The organism is Hydrogenophaga sp., from assembly GCF_036675665.1.
In the GTDB taxonomy this organism is placed as follows: domain Bacteria; phylum Pseudomonadota; class Gammaproteobacteria; order Burkholderiales; family Burkholderiaceae_C; genus Hydrogenophaga.
Map to the genome: position 1 here is coordinate 420,600 of NZ_JAKFEO010000007.1, position 22,762 is coordinate 443,361.

The 22,762-nt window shown below is 68.7% G+C and carries 23 protein-coding genes and 1 riboswitch; of the genes, 15 read left to right on the forward strand and 8 right to left on the reverse strand.

Translation table 11 applies throughout. The features are described from left to right. Positions 1-36: 36 nt before the first annotated feature. Positions 37-801, forward strand: coding sequence for an SDR family oxidoreductase (locus V6M63_RS04710; RefSeq protein WP_332739935.1), 765 nt, complete (start codon positions 37-39; stop codon positions 799-801). Here V6M63_RS04710 and V6M63_RS04715 read toward each other — a convergent pair. From V6M63_RS04715 to V6M63_RS04735, 5 genes are all read right to left on the reverse strand, one after another. Further along, positions 774-1,742, reverse strand: coding sequence for a lysylphosphatidylglycerol synthase domain-containing protein (locus V6M63_RS04715; RefSeq protein ID WP_332739936.1), 969 nt, complete (start codon positions 1,740-1,742; stop codon positions 774-776). The genes V6M63_RS04710 and V6M63_RS04715 overlap by 28 nt on opposite strands. Next, positions 1,739-2,947: a cardiolipin synthase ClsB gene (clsB, locus tag V6M63_RS04720; protein ID WP_332739938.1), complete on the reverse strand. Its 1,209-nt coding sequence runs from the start codon at positions 2,945-2,947 to the stop codon at positions 1,739-1,741. The genes V6M63_RS04715 and clsB overlap by 4 nt, the downstream gene beginning before the upstream one ends. Beyond that, positions 2,944-3,672 (reverse strand): endonuclease/exonuclease/phosphatase family protein, encoded by a 729-nt coding sequence (locus V6M63_RS04725; protein WP_332739939.1) that lies wholly within the window; start codon positions 3,670-3,672, stop codon positions 2,944-2,946. Before V6M63_RS04725 ends, clsB begins: the two co-directional genes overlap by 4 nt. Before the next feature lie 157 nt (positions 3,673-3,829). Next, positions 3,830-4,012, reverse strand: coding sequence for a hypothetical protein (locus V6M63_RS04730; protein ID WP_332739941.1), 183 nt, complete (start codon positions 4,010-4,012; stop codon positions 3,830-3,832). 90 nt (positions 4,013-4,102) lie between these two features. Beyond that, positions 4,103-5,488: a tetratricopeptide repeat protein gene (locus V6M63_RS04735; protein ID WP_332739943.1), complete on the reverse strand. Its 1,386-nt coding sequence runs from the start codon at positions 5,486-5,488 to the stop codon at positions 4,103-4,105. A gap of 145 nt (positions 5,489-5,633) precedes the next feature. Here V6M63_RS04735 and V6M63_RS04740 point away from each other — a divergent pair, with 145 nt between their 5' ends. Next, entirely contained in the window at positions 5,634-6,632 is a 999-nt protein-coding gene (locus V6M63_RS04740) for an AraC family transcriptional regulator (RefSeq protein WP_332739945.1), read from the forward strand. A gap of 18 nt (positions 6,633-6,650) precedes the next feature. Here V6M63_RS04740 and V6M63_RS04745 read toward each other — a convergent pair whose 3' ends face one another. The 3 genes from V6M63_RS04745 to V6M63_RS04755 form a co-directional block, all read right to left on the reverse strand. Then, the gene (locus V6M63_RS04745; RefSeq protein WP_332739947.1) at positions 6,651-8,675 is read right to left on the reverse strand and encodes an ATP-binding protein; all 2,025 of its coding nucleotides are present in this window, start codon (positions 8,673-8,675) and stop codon (positions 6,651-6,653) included. 232 nt (positions 8,676-8,907) lie between these two features. After that, positions 8,908-10,152 (reverse strand): flavin-dependent oxidoreductase, encoded by a 1,245-nt coding sequence (locus tag V6M63_RS04750; RefSeq protein ID WP_332740155.1) that lies wholly within the window; start codon positions 10,150-10,152, stop codon positions 8,908-8,910. A 2-nt stretch (positions 10,153-10,154) separates the two neighbouring features. Further along, complete coding sequence (locus tag V6M63_RS04755) at positions 10,155-11,138, reverse strand: tripartite tricarboxylate transporter substrate binding protein (RefSeq protein WP_332739949.1); 984 nt, start codon at positions 11,136-11,138, stop codon at positions 10,155-10,157. An 86-nt stretch (positions 11,139-11,224) separates the two neighbouring features. Between V6M63_RS04755 and V6M63_RS04760 the strand changes: the two genes are divergently transcribed. The 13 genes from V6M63_RS04760 (at position 11,225) to V6M63_RS04820 (ending at position 22,762) form a co-directional block, all read left to right on the forward strand. Continuing rightward, positions 11,225-11,794, forward strand: coding sequence for a MarR family winged helix-turn-helix transcriptional regulator (locus V6M63_RS04760; protein WP_332739951.1), 570 nt, complete (start codon positions 11,225-11,227; stop codon positions 11,792-11,794). A 148-nt stretch (positions 11,795-11,942) separates the two neighbouring features. Further along, positions 11,943-12,044, forward strand: a riboswitch (guanidine-I (ykkC/yxkD leader). Positions 12,045-12,097: 53 nt separating this feature from the next. Beyond that, on the forward strand, positions 12,098-13,114 hold the full coding sequence (locus V6M63_RS04765; protein WP_332739953.1) for an ABC transporter substrate-binding protein: 1,017 nt from the start codon (positions 12,098-12,100) through the stop codon (positions 13,112-13,114). A 77-nt stretch (positions 13,115-13,191) separates the two neighbouring features. After that, complete coding sequence (locus tag V6M63_RS04770; protein WP_332739955.1) at positions 13,192-14,202, forward strand: fatty acid desaturase family protein; 1,011 nt, start codon at positions 13,192-13,194, stop codon at positions 14,200-14,202. Between the two features lies 1 nt (position 14,203). Then, positions 14,204-14,980: an SDR family NAD(P)-dependent oxidoreductase gene (locus V6M63_RS04775; protein WP_332739957.1), complete on the forward strand. Its 777-nt coding sequence runs from the start codon at positions 14,204-14,206 to the stop codon at positions 14,978-14,980. Next, positions 14,977-15,759 (forward strand): SDR family NAD(P)-dependent oxidoreductase, encoded by a 783-nt coding sequence (locus V6M63_RS04780; protein ID WP_332739959.1) that lies wholly within the window; start codon positions 14,977-14,979, stop codon positions 15,757-15,759. Before V6M63_RS04775 ends, V6M63_RS04780 begins: the two co-directional genes overlap by 4 nt. Before the next feature lie 9 nt (positions 15,760-15,768). Continuing rightward, positions 15,769-16,674, forward strand: coding sequence for a DMT family transporter (locus V6M63_RS04785; RefSeq protein ID WP_332739961.1), 906 nt, complete (start codon positions 15,769-15,771; stop codon positions 16,672-16,674). Beyond that, positions 16,675-17,466 (forward strand): creatininase, encoded by a 792-nt coding sequence (locus V6M63_RS04790; protein ID WP_332739962.1) that lies wholly within the window; start codon positions 16,675-16,677, stop codon positions 17,464-17,466. A gap of 2 nt (positions 17,467-17,468) precedes the next feature. Then, entirely contained in the window at positions 17,469-18,182 is a 714-nt protein-coding gene (locus V6M63_RS04795; protein ID WP_332739964.1) for a cysteine hydrolase family protein, read from the forward strand. Positions 18,183-18,184: 2 nt separating this feature from the next. Next, a complete protein-coding gene (locus V6M63_RS04800; RefSeq protein WP_332739966.1) occupies positions 18,185-18,991 on the forward strand; it encodes an N-acyl homoserine lactonase family protein in 807 nt (268 codons plus the stop codon). After that, a complete protein-coding gene (locus tag V6M63_RS04805; protein ID WP_332739968.1) occupies positions 18,988-19,776 on the forward strand; it encodes a hypothetical protein in 789 nt (262 codons plus the stop codon). The genes V6M63_RS04800 and V6M63_RS04805 overlap by 4 nt, the downstream gene beginning before the upstream one ends. Positions 19,777-19,843: 67 nt before the next feature. Then, entirely contained in the window at positions 19,844-20,524 is a 681-nt protein-coding gene (locus V6M63_RS04810; protein ID WP_332739970.1) for a hypothetical protein, read from the forward strand. After that, positions 20,521-21,861 carry a (Fe-S)-binding protein gene (locus tag V6M63_RS04815; protein ID WP_332739972.1) on the forward strand — a complete coding sequence of 447 codons (1,341 nt, stop codon included), beginning with the start codon at positions 20,521-20,523 and terminating at the stop codon, positions 21,859-21,861. The genes V6M63_RS04810 and V6M63_RS04815 overlap by 4 nt, the downstream gene beginning before the upstream one ends. Before the next feature lie 100 nt (positions 21,862-21,961). Next, on the forward strand, positions 21,962-22,762 hold the full coding sequence (locus tag V6M63_RS04820; protein WP_332739974.1) for an alpha/beta fold hydrolase: 801 nt from the start codon (positions 21,962-21,964) through the stop codon (positions 22,760-22,762).

Genomic DNA, 22,762 nt, shown 5'->3' on the forward strand with positions numbered 1-22,762 from the left:
GCCCTGGCTTCATCCACCTCATCTGAAGGCAGCTTCATGGCATCAGTTCCCTCTCCCCGTGTTGCGCTGGTCACCGGCGCCGGCAGCGGCATCGGCCGCGCCGTGGCACTCGGTTTGCTCAAGGACGGTTTTCACGTCGTGCTCAGCGGGCGCCGACCCGAGCCGCTGGCCGCCGTGGCCGAAGTGGCCCAGGCCGCCGGCCAGCATGCATGGGCCATCCCGGCCGACGTGCGCGACGAGCACAGCGTGCAGGCCCTGTTCGATCAGATCGAGAAACGCCACGGCCGCCTGGACGTGCTGTTCAACAACGCGGGCGTCAATGCACCGGCCGTGCCGATCGACGAGCTGCCCCTGGAGCGCTGGAAGGACGTGATCGACACCAACATCACGGGCGTGTTCCTGTGCGCGCGCGCCGCTTTCGGCCTGATGCGTCGGCAAACCCCACAGGGCGGTCGCATCATCAACAACGGCTCTATCTCGGCGCATGCGCCGCGCCCTTTCAGCAGCCCCTACACCGCGAGCAAGCACGCGGTGCTGGGCCTGACCAAGACCATCGCCCTGGACGGGCGCGACTTCAACATCGTGTGCAGCCAGATCGACATCGGCAACGCGCTGACCGAACTCTCGGCGCGCATGACGCAGGGCGTGCGCCAGGCCAACGGCACGGTGGCCACCGAACCGATGATGGACGTGCAGCACGTGGCCGAGGCCGTGCGCTACATGGCGGGCCTGCCGCTGTCCACCAACGTGCTGAACATGACCGTGATGGCCAGTCAGATGCCTTTCGTGGGCAGGGGCTGAGCCGCCGCGGTGCGCGACCGCGCCGCGGCTTCGCTCCACGCGTAGGCCGGCAGCGCCAACACCAGCGGCAGCAGGTAGTAGGCGGCGCGGTAGGCCAGCACCGTGGCCAGCACCTCGGCGGCGGGCAGGCGGCCGCCCAGCGTGGCGACGAACACCGCCTCCAGCACACCCAGGCCGGCCGGCACGTGTGTGAGCACGCCGGCCACCGCTGCCAGCAGCAGCGCGCCGAGCACGGCGGGGTAGTCGATGCGCCCACCGAACAGGCCCCAGACGATGGCGCCGATCAGCAGCCAGCTGGCGCCACCCAGCACCGCCTGCAGCAGGGCCAGGCGCGCGCCGGGCAAGCTCAAGGTGTGCCCGCGCCAGTTCAGTTCACGCTGGCGCGACCAGATGCACAGCGCCAGGTAGACCAGCGCCAGCGCCACCATCGCCGCGCCGTTGGCGCGCAGGCCCAGGTCGCTCGACACCCACGACTCGGGGAGCCGGGGCGGGGCGAACAACAGCACGGCACCACCCACCCAGAGGTAACCCAGCCAGTTCGTCACCATGCTGTGCGCAATGACCTTGGCCACCGTCGGTGCCGACAGGCCACCGCGCATGTAGAGCCGCAGGCGCAGACCGAAGCCGCCGACCAGGGCACCGAAGTTGAGATTGAACGCATAACTGATGGCGGCGGTGGCGAGCGTGCGCGGGATCGAGAGCGTGTGGCCGGTGAGGCGGCGCCCGATCAGGTCGAAGCTGGCATACAGGCCGTAGCTCAACAGCGCCAGGCCCGCTGCCGTGAGCCCCTGGGCCAGCGTGAGCGCCTGCAGCGCCCGCCACACCTCGGGCCACTCCACCGTGTGCGCCTGCCGCACCACCAGCGCCAGCACCAGCGCGGCCAGCGCCCACGGCGCGATGCGCTTGAACCATCCCCAGGCCCGCTGAGCCGCCGGACTCATGGCGCGTCGGCATGCATCGGCACGACCCTCGGTTCGCGCACCGACCATTTCGATGCCCATACGGGAAAACGCCGCAGCACATGAAACACCACCATGCTGCGCACGGCGATCCAGGCCGAGCGCAAGCGCCCCGTGGCGGGCCGTTGCACGCTTTCGCAACTCTGCGTCATCAGGTGGTCGATGCGCTCGCGCAGGTGCCGGGCAAAGGCCGCGTCGCGCACCACCACGTTGGCTTCCAGATTCAAGCTCAGGCTGGTCGGGTCGAGGTTGCTGGAGCCCACGGTGGCCCAGATGTCGTCTACCACCGCCACCTTGCCGTGCAGCGGCCGCTCGTTGTACTCGTACACGCGAATGCCTGCGCGCAGCAGGTGCCGGTAGAGCAGCTCGGTGGCGCGTTTCACCCAGGGCTGGTCCGGGTGGCCCTGCAGCACCAGATCGACCTGCACCCCCCGTCGCGCCGCCTGGCGCAGGTCGCGCAGCAGGCGGTAGCCGGGGAAGAAGTAGGCGTTGGCGATCAGGATGCGATGGCGCGCGCTGCGCACCGCCACGCGGTAATGGCGCTCGATGTCGGTGCGGTGCTCGTTGTTGTCGCGCGTGACGAACGCGGCCACCGCGCCGTCTTCATGCACACCGGCCACATCGCCGCGCGCCAGGCTGGCACGCCAGCGCTGAAGCCACTGGCGGCGCGCTGGCTGCGGCGCGTCCACGTTGGCGCGGCAGAAGGCCTGAATCTGCCCCACCAGCGGACCTTCGATCTCGACCGCGTAATCCTGCTTGGCCTGAGGCCCGAATTCATGGAGGTGGTCGATCGAATAGTTGATGCCTCCCACGAACGCGCGCAGACCATCGACCACCACCAGCTTGTGGTGCATGCGCCGCAGCAGGTTGATGCGCGCACCGAACAGGCGCTGCACCGGCTCGAAACTGCGCAGACGCACGCCGGCATCGAGCAAGGGCTGCGTGAACGAGGCCGGGAGGTCGGGCGATCCCCAGCCGTCGATCAGCACGTGCACTTGGGCACCACGCCGGGCCGCGGCCATCAAGGCCTGCTGAAGTTCGCGCCCGACCTTGTCGTCAAACAGGATGAAGGTCTCCAGCAGCACCTCTTGCTCGGCCGCGGCGATGACCTCGAACACGCGCGGAAAGTAGCCCTCGCCGTTCTCCAGGAGGGTGATGTGGTTGCCCGGTACCCAGCGCGGGTTCATGGTGCCTCCGACACTTCGATCTCGGCCGCCACCGGCGCATGGTCGGACAGCCGTGCCCAGGGCCGCCGAGGCATGGGCAGCGGCTGGGCGGCGGTGACACCTCGCACATAGATGCGGTCCAGCCGCAGCAGCGGCCAGCGTGCGGGGAAGCTGCGCACGTGATGACCGTGTGCCTCCCTGAACACCTCGCGCAGGCCGCTGGGCGCGAGCAGCGCATCGGCGCGCGAGCGCCAGTCGTTGAAATCGCCGGCCACCACCAGCGGTGCATCGGCGGGCACCTCTGTCTGCACGGTCTCGCACAGCCGCGCGAGCTGGTGGCGCCGGTGCGATTCGCGCAGCCCCAGGTGCACGCACATCACGTGCAGCGCGGGCAGGCCATCGGGCAGGGTCACTTCGCAGTGCAGCAAGCCGCGCGGCTCCACCCCCGGCAGCGACATGTCGTGGTTGTGGCTGCGCACCACAGGAAAGTGCGACAGCACCGCGTTGCCGTGGTCCAGGCCCTCGGCCACCGCGTTGCGCCCATAGGCATGGTCGGGCCAGATCTCGTCGGCCAGGAACTCGTATTGCGCGCCCACCGAGGTCGCGTTGCGCCCCTCGGTGCCGCCCTGCACCTCCTGCAGGAACACCAGGTCGCTCTGCACGGCGCGCACGGCCTCGCGCAACTCGTGCAGCACGAAGCGGCTGTTGAAGACGTCGTAGCCTTTGTGGATGTTGACGGTGAGCACGCGCAACGACCTTGAAAGCGCAAGCGTGCTCACTGGGCGACCCTCCGCGCTGCGCGCTCCGGAACGAGCGCCTGGGAGCGGCCCGGCGTGCTCACTGCCCTGAAGTGGCGCGCACGCGCTGGGAATGGCATAAGCATCCCTCTATCTTGCATCGGGATCACGCAGTTGTCCGTGTGATGGCATACAGACCGGGTGCGCCAGATCGGCGCGTTCGGGGCAGCGCGCCGAAACGGCGCGAAAACCCACCCGCATCCTGCAGGATGACGCGGCGCTTGTCGACCCGCAGCGAGCCTTTGCGCTGCATGCCCGAGAACGTGCGACTCACCGTCTTCACCGACATGCCGAGAAAGTGTGTCAGCCCCTCGCAGCCGGGTCTGTTCGATAGCGAACCTAGCCGCCCGTCACCTCCAGCGACGGGCGGCCGAGCAGCTCAGTGTTGCGGATCGAGTGTGAACTCGGCCACCGCGCCCACACCGCGCTGACTGCGCGCACCGCCTGCCACGCCCCCGGCGGCGGCGCGCAGCAGGAAGCCGCGGTTGACAGGGCTGTGCGGCCGCAACGCCAGGCGTTCGTTGGCCAGCGCCTCGGCCAGCCCGAAGCGGCGCCCGCGCAGCGCGGCCTCGGTCAGGGTCCAGTCGATCACGTCGCGCTGTGCGTGGCTGCCACCAAAGCTGTTGGCAATGAAGCGCGCGCGGTGGAGGTGTTGCACCGCCGACTCGTGGTCGCCCCGCCAGAACGCGGCGAAGCCGGCCACCAGATCGGCACCCGTGTCGGCCGCCCAGCGCGAGGCTTCCCGATCGCGTTGGGCGCCGCGCAGCGCCGCTTGCAGACGCTCCACGTCGGCCTCACGGCCCGCGCCCAGCCAGGCCATCGCCGCGTGCCAGTCGTTGAACGGATAGAGCGCGCCATCGGCATGCGCGTCCCAGGCGGTGGCGAGCTCGTTCCAGCGGCCCCCCACGTCCACGCCGCTCATCGTCAGGCGCCAGAGCAGGGCCGAGGCGTCGACCATGTCCACCGCCACCTGGCTGCGCCCGCTGCGGATGGGACCATCAAACAGCGCCAGCGCCTGATCGGCCTGGCCGAGTTCCAGGTGGCACAGCGCGCGGTGCCACCAGTTGTGCACCTGGAAGAAGTTGTCGTCGCCCGACCAGTGCGGTTCGCGCGCGATCATCCAGCCGATGCCGTCCTGGTGGCGCGCCTGCATCTCCATCACGTGGGCCACGGCGTGGTGGGCCCAGCAGTCCAGCGGCTGTGCATCGAGCGCGCTGCGCCCCACGTCTTCGGCCTGCGCGTACTGGCCCGACTCTTCCAGGCCAAAGGCATACATGCCGAGCAGGATGGAGTGGCCCGGCATCTCGGCGCTCCAGTGCGGCAGGGTGCGCGCGATGCGGTCGCGCAGGCTGCGCGCGTTGGCGCGGAAAAAGTCGCACAGGTGGCCCACCTGCAGCGCCACGATGTCGAAGGGATGGCGCGTGTGGTGGTGATCCAGCGCGATGGCCGCGGCCGACCACTCGCCCTGAAGGATGAGCTCGATGGCTGCGCGGTGCGAACGCTCGCGCTCGTTCATGGGCAGACCGGCCGTGGCCTGCAGCAGCTCGCGCGCGCCGGCGGCGGCGGCCGGTTCCGTGGCGATGGCCATCAGATGGGCCTTGAGCAGGTGGGCCATGACGAAACCTGGCGCGGCTTCGGTGGCGCGCTCCAGCGCGGCCATGGGGTCGCCGCGGTACAGATTGAAGGCGGTGACGGCCTGCTCAAAGTGGGTGGCGGCCTCTGCGGTGGCGCCGGTGAGGGTGTGACCCTGTGCGTCGGTGATCATTGAAAAATACTCCTTGGTTGCGTGGCCGGTGCTCGGTATATGGACGGAGGGCATTGCCTCGCTGGCACCGGTGGGATTAATCTATGTCCCGCTGCCCGCCGGGGCCATGCCCGCGGCGCCGGCTTTTCTTGCCGAAACGCCTGCCATGACCACCCCTTACCCCATCGATGCATTGACCGACGTGCTGCACGCGCTGCGCCTGCGCGGCGGCGTCTTCATCGAGGCCGAGATCGGCGCGCCCTGGAGCGTGTTCTCCAAGGTCGGGCCGGAGGACTGCGTGGAGTTCAACCCCGCACCGCGCGAGGTGATCGCCTACCACTACGTGTGCGAGGGCGAAATGACGCTGCGCGTGGAGGGCGAGGCGGGCGCCGTGCGGGTGCGCGCGGGCGAGCTGGTGATCCTGCCGCGCAACGACCGCCATCTGGTGGGCAGCGACCTGGCCGTGCCCCCCATGGCGGTGGAACAACTGGAACACCAGCCCGGCGACAGCGGACTGCTGCGCCTCACGCACAGGGGCCAGGGACCGATCACAAGGTTCTTCTGCGGCTACCTGGGGCACGACAACGTCAACGATCCACTCATCAACGCCCTGCCCCGGGTGTTGCACCTGAGCCTGCGCGACCCGGCCGCCGCCCAGTGGTTCGAGAGCTCGTTGCGATTCGCCTCACAGCCCATGGGCGTGGTGCACGGCGTCTCGCCCAACCTGCTCGGTCGGCTGGCCGAGCTGCTGTTCGCCGAAGCCGTGCGCCAGTACCTCGCGCAACAGCCCGAGGGCAGCACCGGCTGGCTGGCGGGCCTGGGCGACGCCAAGGTGGGCCGCGCCCTGGCTCTGCTGCATGGAGACCGACAGCGCGGCTGGACCACCGAAGAGCTGGCACGCGAGGTGGGTTTGTCGCGCTCGGCTTTCGCCGAGCGCTTCAATGCCCTGATGGACGAACCCCCCATGCGCTACCTGGCACGCCAGCGCATGCGGTATGCCGCGCAGCGGCTGCTGGAGAGCAACGAGCCGATCGCGCGCATCGCCGAAGCCACGGGCTACGAGTCGGAGCCGGCTTTTCACCGGGCATTCAAGCGCGCGCACCAGATGGCGCCCGCGGCCTGGCGCAAGCAACACGCGTCAAGGCCGCCTGACCCCAGGCATTGAGCGCAGGGGACCGGCCGCTCAGACCACCGGGTCGAGCGTGAACTCGGCCACCGTGCCCACACCGGGCTGGCTGCGCACGCGCACCTCGCCACCGTGGTGGCGCACGATGCGCTGCACCATGCTCAGGCCGATGCCGCTGCCTTCGAACTGCGATGTCGAGTGCATGCGCCGAAACGGCTGGAACAGGTGGCGGGCGTGCGCCATGTCGAAACCGGCGCCGTTGTCGGCGACGCGGTACCAGGCGCGTCCGTCTTCCTGAAAGCTGTCGACCCGAATGCGCGCCACCGGCACGCGTGCGGTGTACTTCCAGGCGTTGTGCAGCAGGTTCTGCCAGACCTGCGCCACCAGATCCGGGTTGCCCTGTGCGTGCGGCAGCGGATCGAACCGGATCTCGAGGGCCCGATCGATCTCGCCACCGCGCACCAGGGCCCAGGTGTCCTCGGCCAGGGTGCGCATGTCGATGTCCTGACGTCGCAAGACCTCATCGTCGATCTGCGCCAGCTTGCACAGCGCATCGATCATCGCGTTCATGCGCCGCGTGGCCTTGTCCACCTGCTCGCTGTACTCGATCGCCTCGTCGGTGTGCCCTTGCTCCAGGCGTTCGCGCATCAGCGCCATGAAGCCCTGGATGGCCAGCAATGGCGCCCGCAGGTCGTGCGCCACGGCCCGGGTGAACTCGCGCACGCGCTCCTCACCGGGATCCAATGGCGGCAGCGAGTCGGGCGCCTCGCTGCGCGCCTGCTCGCTCATCGCCTGCAAAGCCTGGTAACCCTGGCGAAACACCGCGTCCTGCGCCATGCGCTCGGTCACGTCGCGCACGATGCACAGCACGATGGTGAGCGCGCCCACGCTCATCTTGTCGGCGCTGATCAGACAGGCGCGCTGCTGGCCATCACGGCGGGTCACGGTCACGGGCAGCGCGTCCAGCAGGCCGCCCAGATCGATCGCGCGCGCCATGCACTTGAGATTGTCCAGGCCGATGTGGTGTGCCAGGGCGCGCAACGGCTGCCCGACCACCTCGCCTTCGGGCAAACCCAGCAGGGCCGCCACCGCCGGGTTGGCATCCTGCACCACGCCGCTGTCGTGATCGACCACCAGCATCGGCTCGGGATTGCGCTGGAAGGTGCGATCCAGCAGCTCTTCAGAGCGGCGCAACGAACGCTCGGCCTCCCTGCGCCGTGCACGCTCGGTGGCCACCGAGCGCCCACGCTGGCGCAACAGGTACGCAGCCAGCAACAGCAGCAGCGCCCCACCCACGGCGACCAGCCAGGTCCATCGGCGCTGCTGCGCCATGTCCCGCTCCAACGCCTGTCGCTCGGCGCTCGCGGGCTTGTCGTTGAGCCAGCGCTCGCGCAGCGCGGGCAAGCTGCCGTTGGCCTCCAGCCGATCCATCACTTCTTGCAGGCGCTGGCGCAGTTCGTCGTTGCCCCGCACCACCGCCAACGAATACGTTTGCAGGCTCAGGTTGGTCAAGCCAGCGACCAGGCCCGGCACCTCACCCGAGGCCATCACCGGATCGGCGTAGGCGCGGGGCAGCAAAGCCAGGTCGGCAAACCCGAGCTTCACCGCCCGCAAGGCCGACTGCGCGTCGGTCGTGCGCACATAGGTGGCGTCGATGCCGGAGAGCCACTTGAGCAGGCTCTCGCGCATGGGCTCGTGGTCCAGCACGGCAATGCGCAAACCCTGCAGGTCCTGAAGGGCACGCGGCGCTGGTTGCCCCACCGGCAAGTACACCGCAAAGGCCGGCGCCGCGTGGCCTTTGAGAAAGTGCGCGTAGGCGCGCCGCTCGGTGGTCTCCACCATAGCGATCACGTCCACCCGCCCCGCCTTGAACGCTTCCACCGTGGCCGGCCAGGCCTGCAGGCTGACGGACACCTCCACACCCAGTTCTCGGCCGACGGCCTGCATCAGGTCGATCTGAAAGCCTTCGGCTTGACCCTGGGCGTTGAGGGACTCGAAAGGCGCGAACGCGGCGTCACCGCCGTAGCGCAAGGTGGTCTGCGCCCCTGCCACAGGACAGACGACCGCCCATGACAGGACCACGGCACACAGCCAACGCCCGGCGAGGCCCCCAAGCCATGCGTCTTCTCCCGTCAGAATTCGTTTCGCGTGTGTGGATCGCGGCATGCTGGATGGCACAAGGTGGGTGCCCCGTCCCCCACGGACGGCACCTTTGCCGACAGTGCCACAAATCCGCGCCTGACAGGTGTCAGCCGCGCAGCAAGTCGCCCGATTTGTCGGATACCCCCCACACCCGAGGAGCGCGTGCGGGAAATCAGCCCTTCAGCGCAAAGCCGGCGATCTGCTTGTAGTTGTCCGAGATGGCGCGCAGCTCGTCCTGGCTGATCAGATCGTCGATGTTGTCGAAGGGCCGTCCGCCGCTCAATTCGTCGGCTTTCATGATGATGAAGTCCGGCGGCAGGGTGCGGTTGGTTTCCACCACGCGGGCGGTGGCCAGCAGGCGGGCGTCCTGGTAGCGCTGCAGGGCAGCGCGCAGATCGCCGCCCGCGGCCTGTTCGTTGGCGATCTCGTCGGCCAGCGTGCGGGCATCGATCAGTGCCTGCGCCGAGCCGTTGGAGCCGCGCGGGTACATCGGGTGGGCGGCATCGCCCATCAGGGTGACGCGCTCGAAGCTCCAGCGCGGCAGCGCGTCCTTGTCGACCATGGGGTACTCGAACACCTGCTGGGCCGAGTTGATGAGCGCGGGCACGTCGAGCCAGTCAAACCGCCAGTTGGCGAAGGTGGGCAGGAAGTCTTCGGCCCGGCCCGGGCGGTTCCAGTCGTTCATGCGGGCTTCGCTGTCGCGAATCTCGGCCACCCAGTTGATGAGCTGGTTGCCCCGCCCGTCCACGTTGTCGACGATGGGGTAGATCACCATCTTGCCGGTGTCGATGGAGCCGACGCGGATGTAGGACTTGCCGCCCAGGATGGGCTTGTGCACCGTGGTGCCGCGCCAGGTGTTGATGCCGGCGTAGCAGATCTGGTCGTCCGGATGGAAGTGCTTGCGGATGGCCGAGTTCACCCCGTCGCAGGCCACCACCCACTGCGCGCGCACCGGCGCCACCGGGCCCTGGGCGTTGTCGGAAAACGTGAGCGTGACGCCCTCGCTGTCCTGCGCCAGGCCGGTGCAGCGGTGACCCGTGTGCACATGCTGCGGGCCCAGGCGCTTCTGCGCCGCGTCAAACAGGATGCGGTGCAGCTTGCCGCGGTGGATGCCGAGCTCGGGCAGTTCGTAGCCCGCATGCCGCCCGCGCGCCTCGCCGTACACGCGCTGGCCAAAGCGGTTGAAGAACACGCTCTCGCGGTTCTCGATGCCCGCGGCTTCCAGCGGCGGCAGCAAGCCCAGCGCGGTGAGCTCCTCCATGGCGTGCGGCAGCAGCGTGATGCCCACGCCGAGCTCCTTGACCTCGGCCACGCCCTCGTACACATCGCAGGCGATGCCACGCTGGTGCAACGCCAGGGCAAACGCCAGCCCGGCGATGCCGCCACCCACCACCGCGATCGCGGTCTGATCTGCCATCGTCATTCCGCCTTGATGTTCTGGGCCTTGATCAGCTTGGCCCAACGCTCGGCGTCCTTCTGGACCAGCTGACCAAACGCCTCGGGCGTGCCGGTGCTCGGGTCCATGCCCTGGGATGAAAACGCCTTCTTCACCTCCTCGCTGGCCAGGATGTCGTTGATCTCGCGGTTGAGCGTGGCCACCATGGCCGGGGCCATGCCCTTGGGCGCGAACACGCCGTACCACATGTCCACGTTCACGTCGGCGGTGCGCGACTCGGTGAGCGTGGGCACGTCGGGCAGCAAGGCGTGGCGCTTGTCGCTGCCGATCGCCAGTGCCACCAGGCGCCCGCTGCGGATCTGCGGCAGCGCCACATGGATCGGCAGGAACATCGCGTCCACCTGGCCGCCCAGCAGGTCGGTGAGCGCCGGGCCGGTGCCACGGTAGGGAATGTGGGTGATGAAGCTCTTGCTGGTGTTCTTGAACAGCTCCATCGACAGGTGGTGCGGCGTGCCCACGCCGGGCGAGGCGTAGTTGAGCTTGCCGGGCGCCTTGCGTGCGGCCTCCACCAGGTCGGCGGCGGTCTTGAAACCGGTCTTGGGGTGGGTCACCAGCATCAGTTGGCCCCAGCTCGTCAGGCTCACCGGCGTGAGGTCGCGCAGCGGGTCGAAGGTGGCTGCGGGGTACAGGCTGCGGTTCATCACCAGCGTGTTCACGCTGACCAGCAGGGTGTTGCCATCGGGCGCGGCCCGCACCACGGCCTCGGTGCCGATGTTGCCGGAGGCCCCGGCCCGGTTGTCCACCACCACCGGGCGCTTCAGGCGCTCGGACAACCGGGGTCCGATGGTGCGAGCGATCAGATCGATGCCGGTGCCGGGCGTGAAGGGCACGATCAGGCGCAGCGGTGCATCGGTCGCCTGGGCGTGGGCCAGACCAGCGCTGGCAAGCACCGCCAGGGCCAGCAGGCCGCGGCGCGCGCGGCAGGTGAGGGTTTTCGAGCGTGTCATTCCATGTCTCCAATCGTTAGCATGCGAACCATTATGGAAGTCCAGGCCGGTTGGCCGCCATTCGTAGAATCCCGAGTTTTCATTTCATGACCCTGAAAGACCTGTACCAGCGCCCGGGCTTCCTGCTGCGGCGCACCCACCAGATTTCGGCAGCGGTGTTCGAAACCGCCTGTGCCAGCGTGGGCCTCACCCCGGCCCAGTACGGCGTGCTCACCGTGCTGGCCAGCGAGCCGGGCCTGGACCAGACCCGGCTGGCGCGTGCGCTGGCGTTCGACAAGGTCACCGTGATGCGGGTGTGCAAGGGGCTGGAGGAGCGCGGCATGATCGAGCGGCGCATGTCCGAGCACAGCAAGCGCCAGATGGCGGTGGTGCTCACGCCGGCCGGCAAGAAGCTGCTGCAGCGCGCGCGCGGCCCGGCCGAGCAGGCCTACCAGCGCCTGCTCTCGCCCTTGACGCTCACGCAGCGGCAGCAACTGATCGAGATCCTGGAAACCCTCACCCGAGGTCTGGCCGCCGACGCACGCGCGCCCTTCGTGCCCCTGCTGCCCCCCGACCTTGTCGAGACCCCGGCCGAAACAGCGACCGCGCCCAAGGTCCGGGCTGCGCGCAAGCCCCGCACCAACACAGGGCGCAGTGCGCCGGCCAAGCGCGGCTGAGCCGCCCGCTGCCATCTGCTTTTGGTGCAAAACCGGCTGCCGCGCGGCGCAAAAACGGGCTTGCCGTCGGCAAAAGGCTGGCACGCTTTCTGCTGATACCACGCTTGCAAGAAGAGCCATCTGGGGTCCGCCCCCGAGACAGCTCGGCACTCAGGTGCACTAGGGTTCCGACCGCTGAAGCAGCGGTGTCTGGTCCGAGAGTGTGCCGGCCTCATCGCAGGCTCCACGGAGGGACAAAAGCCCGGGAGAACGATCACAGATCGGTTCTTCCTGCGCGTCCTTTCAACCCATGGAGCCTCAATGATGAAATCCTCTGCCCCCACCCACTCGAGCCGGCGCAACCACTTCCTCAAGCCGGCCCTGGGCCTGGCGCTGTCGCTGGCAACGCTCACCTCGTTTGCGCAAACCCCCGCGTCCATGAAGATCGCCACCGTGGTGTGGATCGGCTACGGCCCGTTCTACGTGGCCGAGGCGCTGGACCTCTACAAGAAATACAACCTCAAGGTCTCGCTGCAGGTTTTCAACGACCCGGCACTGATTCCCGCGGCCATTGCCTCGGGCGCGGTTGACGGCGGCATGCTGACCTACGACCAGGTGGTGGGCCAGGTGGCGGCGGGCCGCAACATGAAGGTGGTCATGCCCATCGACTACTCCAACGGTGGCGACGCCATCGTGGTCGACAGCAGCATCACCAAGGTGGCCGATTTCAAGGGCAAGAAGATCGGCTACAACCCGCTCTCGCCGAGCGACTTCCTGCTGTCCTACGCGCTCAAGACGGTGAACCTGACCGAGAAGGACATCACCCCGGTGAGCATGACACCCGAGGCCGTGCCGGCCGCCATGGCCTCTGGCCAGTTGCCGATCGGCGTGACCTACGAGCCCAGCCTGTCGCAGATCCTCGGCCAGGGCGGCGGCAAGAAGTTCAAGGTGGTGTTCTCCTCGAAAGACGCGCCCGGCCTGATCGCCGACGTGCTGGTGTTCGACGACAAGGTCATCAAGGCCAAGCCAGCGCAGATCACCGGCGTGATGCAGGCGTATCTGGACGGCCTGGCCTACATGAAGGCCAAGCCCGCCGAGGCGCACAAGATCATCGGCAAGTTCATGGGCGTGTCCGCCGCCGAGGTGAAGGAACAGCTCACCGGCGTCTACAACATCCCCGTGGCCGAAATGCCCAAGGCCTTCATGAAGGCCAAGGAAACCACCTCGTACCACGCCAGCGGCGACATCATCGGCGAGCTGCTCAAGGCCAAAGGCCAGATCACCACGATCCCGGCGATCGAAGCCACCTTCGACGCCAGCCTGGTCAAAGGTCTGAAGTAATCCTCCGGGTGGCGGCACCGGTGCCTGGGTGGACACCGGTGCGGTGACGACAGCGTTTCTCCATTGAAGGCATTTCCATGAAACCGGTTTTCCGATACGAGGACGGCGTGTGGCCCAACGTTGCCGCCATGGGCTTCACCGTGCTGGGCTGGCCCGCGGGCATCGCGCTGCTGGGGCAGACGGGCTGGCTGCTGAATGCGCTGGGCGTGCTGCTGGTGGCGCAGACGCTCATCTGGTCGGCCTACTTCATCCACGAGTTCGCGCACAACGCCATCTTTCGCACGCCACAGGCCAACGAACGCTGGGGCACGCTCATGAGCTGGATCAACGGCAGCTGCTACGCCAGCTTCGCCGACATGCGCCGCAAGCACATGCGCCACCATGTGGAGCGCGCCGACGTCATCACCTTCGACGCGCAGGCCTTTTTGCGCGCTCACGCAGCAGTGCGCCGCGTGGTGCTGGCGCTGGAATGGGCCTGGATCCCGGCGGTGGAGTTCCTCATGCGCGGCTTCGTGATCGCCATGCCCTTCATGGGCGACAAGAAGAAGGCCGCGCGCGGCCGCGTCATCGGCGTGGCCGTGGTACGGGTCGCCGCGCTGGCGCTGCTGGGCTGGTGGTCGCTCAAGGCGCTGCTGCTGTACGCGCTGGCCTTCCTCATCTTCGTGACCGTGCTGCGTTTCGCCGACTGCTTCCAGCACACCTACGACGCCTACCCCATCCTGGACGACACACCGATCCCGGCCGACAAGCTGCGCGACCGCGCCTACGAACAGGCCAACACCTACAGCGACGTGGTGAGCCTGGATGCGAAGTGGTTCAACCTGGTCTGGCTCAACTTCGGTTTTCACAACGCGCACCACGAGCGCCCCACCGCGCCCTGGTACCGACTGCCCGCTTTCCACCGCGAGCTCTACCCCGACAGCTACCCCCAGGTGATCACCGTGGGTGAACTGCTGAAGAGCTTCCACATCAACCGCGTCCATCGCGTGCTGGCGAGCAACTACGGTGCCGTGCAGCCACCGGGCACGCCGGGGCGCGCGGACGGCTTCCTCGGCGCTGTCGGCGTGTCCTTTCTGACCGCCGTTTGACATGGCCGCCGACCACGGCCTGCAGGGCAAGACCGTGCTGATCACCGGCGCGGCCGGCGGCATCGGGCAGGCGCTGGCGCGGGCCTTTGCGGCGCAGGGTGCGCGGCTGATGCTGCTCGACCGGCCCGGCACCGCCCTGCCCGCGCTCAGCGCCGAGCTCGACGCCACCGCCGCCGCCTGCGACCTCGGCGACGCCGCGCAGGTGGCCACCATCGCCAGACAGGTTCGCGAACGCTGGGGCACGCTGGACGTGTTGGTGAACAACGCCGGCACCGAGTACCCCACACCGCTCGACGACGCCGCAGCCGATTCCATGGACCGCTGGGCCGGCCTGCTCGACAACAACGTCACCTCCATGGTGCGGCTCACGCAGGCGCTGCTGCCCTTGCTGCCGCGCGGCGCCAGCGTCATCAACCAGAGTTCCATCTGGGGCCGCATCGGTGTCGCCGGTTTCTCGGCCTATGCGGCGAGCAAACACGCCGTGGTGGGTCTCACGCGATCGCTGGCGCTCGAACTGGGGGCCCGCGGCATCCGCGTGAATGCGGTCTGCCCCGGCTGGATCCGCACCGAGGCCGCGCTGCGCTCGCTCACCGCCATGGCACACGAACAAGGCCGCAGCGAGGCCGAGGTGGAGCGCGAGATCCTTTCGCGCCAGGCGGTGCCCGAGATGCTGACGCCGACCGACATCGCCGGCGTGTTCCTGTTTCTCGCCAGCAGCGAGTCCCGTTCGCTCACCGGCCAATGCCTGGTGGCCAGCCACGGCGAGGTGATGGCATGAGCGCGCAGGGTAGTCCAATGAGCGTGTCGCTGTCACTGGCGGGCCAGACCGCGCTGGTCACGGGTGCGTCCACCGGCATCGGCCGCGCCATCGCCATCCTGTTGGCTCGGGCCGGTGCGCGCGTGGTGATCAACCACCTGCAGCAGCCGCAGGAGGCCGCCAAGGTGGTGCAGGCCATCAAGAACGCCGGTGGGCAGGCCGTGGCGATCAGTGCCGACGTGAGCGACGGCGCCGCCGTGCAGCGTCTGGTGGCCGAAGCGCTGCACACCGTGGGCGACCTCCACATCCTCGTCAACAACGCCGGCATCATCCAGGAGAAGCCCTTCCTCGACACCACCGACGACGACTGGGACCGCATGATGGCCACCGACCTCAAGTCGGTCTTCCTGATGTCGCGCGCCGTGTTGCCCGGCATGGTCGCGCACGGCAGCGGCGTGATCGTCAACCTCGCGTCCGACCTCGGCATCCTGGGGCGCGAGCACTACGCACCCTACTGCGCGGCCAAGGCCGGCGTGATCGGTCTCACCAAGTCGCTGGCGCGCGAATTCGCGCCGCACGGCATCCGCGTCAACGCCATCGCGCCCGGCCCGGTGAACACCGCCATGGTGTCGCTGGAGAGCATGAGTCCGGAGTGGATGGAGAAGGAACTCGCCACGCCACAGCACCGCGTGGCCGAGCCCGAGGAAATCGCCGCCACTGCGCTGTTTCTCGCGAGCGACCTGTCGCGCTTCTACTGCGGCCAGGTGCTGGGGCCCAACGGCGGCTCGGTCATGCCCTGAGTGCTGTCGATGTCCGTGCGCACCCACCCGTCCAACCGCGTCGCCACCGGCGTGCTGCTGTTCTCGGCCTCGCTGTGGGGCCTGTCGTGGATGCCGCTGAAGTGGTTCATCGCGCAGGGTCTCACCGGCCCCATGGTGTCGCTGCTCTCCTACGGCGTGGTGGGCCTGTTCAGTTGCATCTTCATCTGGCGCCAGCGCGCCGCCTGGCGCCCCCAGTGGGGCCTGCTGCTGGCGCTGGCCGTGGTCGGCGGCTGGGCCAACACCTCCTTCGTCAACGCCCTCATGCTGGGCGACGTGGTGCGGGTGATGTTCCTGTTCTACCTCTCGCCGGTGTGGTCGGTGCTGGGCGGCTGGCTGTTCCTGAAGGAGCGCATCCCGCCGCTGCGCTGGGCGGCGGTGGTGGTGGCGCTGGTGGGGCTGTGGCTGTTCCTGGGCGGCCCGGGCGGAGTCGACCTGGCCTTCACCTTCGTCGACTTCCTCGCGCTCTCGGCCGGCTTCTGCTTCGCGGCCAACAACGTGATCGCGCGCGCCGCGCAGCAGGTGCCCATGGTGAGCAAGACCTTCGCGGTGTTCGCGGGCTGCGGCGTCATCTCGCTCATCGCCACCAGCGCGCTGGGCCACGCCGTGCCCACCGGCATGGGCCTGGGTGTGTGGCTGGCCGTGCTGGCCTACGGCTTCGTGTGGCTGCTGCTGGCCACCGCCACCTGGCAGTTCGGCGTGACCCACATCGAGAGCAGCAAGGCCGGCGTGATCCTGCTGGCCGAGCTGGTGGTGGCGGTCATGAGCGCGCTGTGGTTCGGCGACGAATCCATGACCGGCCTGGAGTGGGCCGGCGGCGCGCTGATCGCCCTGGCCGCGCTGGCCGAGGCCATCGACACCTCACCCGTTCCCAAAACCCAATCACAAGGAACCTGAATGAACACCACCGTGTGGATGAACGAACTCTCCTGGGTCGACTACCAGTCGCGCGTGCAGAGCGATCAGCCACCCGTGCTGCTGCCCGTGGGCGCGCTCGAACAACACGGCCCGCACCTGCCGCTGGGCACCGACGGCCTGCTCTCCAGCGCCGTGGCGGCCGACACCGCCACGCTGGTGAAGGGACTGGTGGCGCCCACGCTCTCCTACGGCTACAAATCGCAACCCAAGTGCGGCGGCGGACAACACTTCTGCGGCACCACCAGCGTGGACGCGGCCACACTCGTGGGCCAGGTGCGCGACGCGGTGCGTGAGTTCGCGCGCCATGGATTGACGAAGCTCGTGATCGTCAACGGCCACTACGAGAACCAGTGGTTCCTGATCGAGGGCATCGACCTCGGCCTGCGCGACGCCAAAGCCGCCGACCCGGCGAACCCGTTGCAGGTGATGCGCCTGGAGTACTGGGACTTCATGACGCCCGACACCCTGGGTGATGTGTTCCCCGATGGTTTCCCCGGCTTCGCACTGGAGCACGCGGCCGTGCTGGAGACGTCCATGATGTTGCACTACCACCCCCACCTCGTGCGCATGGACCTGCTGCCCGACGACGGCCCCGCCGACTTTCCGCCCTACGACATGTACCCGCCGCGCACCGACTGGGTGCCGGCCTCGGGCGTGCTCTCGTCCGCGAAAGGGTCTGATGCCGCCAAGGGCCGGTTGCTGGCCACCGAGGTGGCACGCCGCATGGCCGAGGCCATCACCATCGGCTTCACCCGCCCCGCCGGCGTCTGAACATGGACACCGCACTCGACCCCACCCGCACCGCGCTGGTCGTGATCGACCTGCAGCGCGATTTCTGCAGCCCCGGCGGATACGCCGACAAGGCCGGCATCGACATCGGCCCCATGCAGGCGGTGGTGGCCAACGCCGTGCGGCTGCTGCAGGCCGCGCGCGCCGCCGGCCTGCTGGTGGTGCACACGCGCGAAGGCCACCTGAGCGACCTGAGCGACTGCCCCGCCACCAAGCTGCAGCGCAGCGTGGACGCGGGTGCACCCATTGGCAGCCTGGGGCCGCTGGGCCGGCTGCTGGTGCGCGGTGAACAAGGTCACGACTTCGTGGACGCGGTGCGACCGGTGGCGGGCGAAGAAGTGATCGACAAACCCGGCTACGGCGCCTTCCACCGCACGCGGCTGGCACAGTTGCTGGCCGCGCGCGACATCGAGTGGCTCATCGTCTGCGGCGTGACCACCGAGGTCTGTGTGCACTCCACATTGCGCGAAGCGGTGGACCGGGGTTTCCTCTGCACCACCGTGGGTGACGCCACGGCCGCCAGCAACCCCGCGCTGCAGGCGAGCGCGCTGGCCATGATCGGTGTGGAGGGCGGCATCTTCGGGCGCGTGTGCAGCACCGACGACGTGGTGGCTTCGTTGCAGGGTCTGACCAACGCCGCACCCGACCCACTGAGCGCCCGCGTGAACACCTGGGTAAAAGCCTTCACCGGACCCTGAGCATGACCCAAGCGCTCCGCATCTGGCCGCTGCTCACCGCCACCCACCGCTACGACAAGACCATCTCCACCTTCAACCGTGGCCATGGCCAGACCATCGAGGCGCCGATCCTGGCCTGGCTGATCGAGACGAAGCACGGCCGCATCCTGTACGACGTGGGCTGCGACCACGCCAAGATCCACACACCGGCGCTGCGCGAGCGCTACTACGACCCCGCCACCTTCGAGATGGGCGCGCCCGACATGCGCGAGGAGCAGCGCATTCCCCACCACCTCGCGCGCCTGGGGCTGAGCGCGAAGGATGTGGATGTGATCTTCATTGGCCACCTGCACTTTGACCACGCCGGTGGCCTGAAGGAACTCAAGCGCTGCGGCTGCGGCGCCGAGATCCACCTGCAGCGCGACGAGTGGAACGCCGCCTGCAGCGGCCTGGACGGCGCGGTGTTCGAAGACGATCTGATCGACGACGCGGGCCGCGCCCTGCAGTTCTGCCTGAAGCACGGCGAGTACAGCGTGCTGCCGGGCGTGCAGGCCGTGGCCACGCCGGGCCACACCGCCGGCCACATGTCGATGCTGATCGAGCTGCCGCAAGGCGCGCCGGTGCTGCTGGCCGGCGATGCCGCCGACCTGCAGGAAAACATCGACGACGAGGTGGCGCCCGGCACGCTGTGGCAGGGCCGGGAACAACAGGCCATCGACAGCATCCGCAAACTCAAGGCGCTCGCCCGCGAGACCGGCGCACGCCTCTGGCCCAACCACGACATGGCCTTCTACCGACAGCTGCCCGTCTTCCCGAACGCCATCACATGACCCTTCCCGATCCCATCCCCGATCGCTACCACGGCGTGTGGCAACGCACGCTGCTCAGGACCCCCGCCACACACGACACCACCACCTGGGTGCGCTGGCTGCAAACCGGCCTGTGGCACGGGGATCTGCGTGTGCCGCCCGAGGCCGACCGCACCACACCCGCCGGCCGCGCCGAACAGCAAGGCTTCGGTGGCACCACGCTGATCACCCGCCCCGACGCCGACCAACCCGAGGTCTGCACCTGGCAGCGCCAGATCGACCTGCAGCCCCCGCGCAGCACACCCGACGCCGGCCACATGGTGTTCGAGGCACCCGACTGCGTGCACGAGACCGGCATCCACGGTCAGTACTTCGAGGTGTGGGAACGCCTGCCGGGCTCGCTCGGCACACGCATCGCGCTGGCCGCACTCGACGACAGCGGCGCACCCACCACCGAGCGCTTGCTGGTGGCCGGACGCTACCTCATGCACCTGCGCCCGCGCAGCACCGCATGGCCCTCCGACACCGCGCCCGACGACACCCTGGCCAAGGTGATGGCACGCCATCCGCAGCACGCCGAAGCCCTGCTCGACATCGAGATCAGCTTCGGCACGCTGGAGCACGGCGCGTGGACCATCGAGCGCTCGTCCGTGCCCGCCCTCGAAGGTCGGGTCGACGGCGTCGGCATGCAACGCAAAGACCAGCACACCGCCTGGATCGACAGCGCGCGTTTGCCCCGGCGCTGGCAGGTGCTGGAGTGGCACGCGGTGAAGGCCGGCGGCGGGCGGCAATTGACCGCGCGTTGACGTGGATCAAGCCCCCTGGCCCCGCAGGGGCCTAAGGTGCAGCCTTGCACTTGAACAGGGGCGTCGCATGGATCTGCTGGACTGGGCCAGAGGCCCCTTGTTGGTGGCGTCCCTCGCCATCTGTGGTGCGGGCATCGGGTGGCGCCTTCTGTGGCTGTGGCACATGCCGGCAGGTGGCCGTGGAGGCGCCCCTGCGCGGGTGGACTACGGCAAGGCAGCGGCGTTTCGCGCGGCCCTCACCCGGACCTTGCCGCCGGGCGGGTTCCATCCGAGCGCCACCCTCGTCACCGCCAACCCCTATGTGTTTCACATCGGCCTGTTGGTGGTCTTCCTGGGCTATGCGCCGCACATCGCCTTCATCCACCGGTTGACGGGGCTCACGTGGCCGGCATTGCCGGATCTGGTGATGTACATCGCGGCCGCCGGCACCATCGTCTCGCTGTTGATGGCGCTGCTGTTCCGGATCACCGATCCGGTGCTCAGGCAGATCTCTCATGCCGACGACTGGATCACCTGGACCGTCACCTTTTTGCCGGTCCTCACCGGCATGGCCCTCATCGGCGACCCGTCGGACACCATCCTTTCGCGCGACCATGTGATCTACCGCGCGCCCCTGGCCGTTCACCTCCTGAGCCTCGAATTGCTCCTGATCTGGTTCCCGTTCGGCAAGCTCATGCACGCCTTCCTCGTGTGGCCAGGGCGCATGCAGCTGGCCACGTTCTTCGGTCGTCGCGGGGTGCGGTCATGATCAACATGGATGTCTTTCACGGCTTCCTCCAGGCCATCGGCCACCTGCCGGAGATGGCCCAGCCCGACGCGCTCACCGACGGGGACCGCGTCTCGCGTGCCAAAGCCGTGATGAAGGCCAAGACCGACCGCGGTCTGGCCCTGGATCTGGAGTCTTGCGTGAACTGCGGCTACTGCTCGGAGGCCTGCCATTTTTTCCAGAGCACCCAGGACCCGCAGTACAGCCCCAGCCGCAAGCTCGACCTGCTGCGCCGCGTGCACGCGCGGGAGACCTCGGCCTTTGCGCCGATCCGACGGCTGTTCACGCCCGACATCACGGCGGACGACCTGCGGGCGTGGCAGCCATTGGTGTACGACAGCTGCACCGAATGTGGCCGTTGCAGCCTGGTCTGCCCCATGGGCATCAACACGGCGCGCGGCGTCAATGTGATGCGTGAGGCCTTGTTCGAGGCCGGCCTGGCGCCGCTGGAGCTGACGGCGGTGGCGCAGGAACAGGCGGGCCGGGGCACGGTCTTCGGCGTGGGACCGGCCGAGTTGCTGAACACGGTTGAGCTGCTGCGTGCGCAGGGCATCGCGGTACCGCTGGACGAGCCACGAGCCGACGTGATGCTGGTGTCCACCGTGATCGACGTGCTGCTCTATCAAGACGCTCTGGCGGCCACCGCGCGCATCCTCAACCACCTGGGTGTGAGCTGGACCTTGCGAAGCGCCGGGTTCGAGGCGGCCAACTTCGGACTCCTGGCGGGCGACGAGAAACTGCAGCGTGCGGCCACCGCCAGGCTGGTGGACGAAGCCCTGGCGATCCAGGCGAAAGTGGTCATCCTGCCCGAGTGTGGTCACGCCTACCCGGCCCTGCGTTGGGAAGGCCGCATGCCCGATGGCAGCCCGCTGCCGTTCGAGGCACTGGCGGTGTCCGAGTATGTGGGGCGGGAAATCCAGACCGGACGCCTGAAGCTGTTGCCCGGCGACGCGAGCCGCACCGTCACCTACCACGACGCCTGCAAGCTGGCCCGACACGGTGGCGTGATCGATGAGCCCCGCGCGGCGCTCAAGGCACTGGGTGTCACCGTCATCGAGACAGTGCCCACGGCAGAACAGAACTGGTGTTGCGGCGGTGGCGCGGGCGCCTTCCTCATCAACCGGGCGTCGGAACTGCGCCACAAGGCCTGGGGCATCAAGCGCGAACAGATCGACGCCACGGGCGCGAACACGGTGGCGGTGTCGTGCGCGAGTTGCCGGCTCAACTTCATGGCGGGCGCCGAGCAAGATGCCTGGCCCACCCAAATCGCCAGCGTGGTCGAACTGGTGGCCGCGCAGCTGCCTGATCAACCCGCCTGAAAGTCCAGCGGCCTCCACCACCCAGGGCTGGGCTGCCTCGCCGACCTCCCCGCTTCGCAGCGTCGGTACCATCGGCCGGTCGCACCGACCTGGAACCCCCATGGCCTCACCGCAGCCCCACACCCGCGAAGCCGGCACCGGCCCGGCCGTTGTCTGCCTGCACTCCAACGCGAGTCACGGCGGCCAGTGGCGTGCCTTGATGGCTCGGCTGGCCACCAGCCACCGCGTGCTCGCGCCCGACGCCTATGGCTCGGGGTCGAGCCCGGACTGGCCGTCGGACCGCACGATCACCCTGGCCGACGAGGTGGCCTTCCTGGACCCGGTGTTCGCCCGGGCCGGTGACGGCTTCAGCCTGGTGGGCCATTCCTTCGGTGCGGCCGTGGCGCTGATCGCCGCGCTGCAGCAACCGCAACGCGTGCGCGCCCTCGTGCTGTACGAGCCCACGCTGTTCTCGTTGATCGAAGCCGACGGGCCCGCGCCCAACGAAGCCGACGGCATCCGCAACGCGGTGACCGCCGCGGTCGCGGCGCTGGACGCGGGCGACAAGTCCCTGGCCGCGAAATGCTTCATCGACTACTGGATGGGCAGCGGCAGCTGGGACGCCACGCCGCCTGAGCGCCAGCCGGCGATCGCCAACGCCACGGTCAACGTGCGCCGCTGGGCCCACGCGCTCATGACCGAACCCACGCCGTTGGCCCGCTTCGCCAGCCTCGACATGCCCGTGCTGTGCATGACGGGCGGACGCTCCACCGCCTCGGCCCACGGCGTGGCGCGTCGCCTGCTGAGCGTGCTGCCCCGGGCCGAACACCAGGTGTTCGAGAAGCTCGGCCACATGGGCCCGATCACGCACCCGGAGCCGGTGAACGAAGCGATCGAAGCGTTCCTGCAACGCCACGCCTGA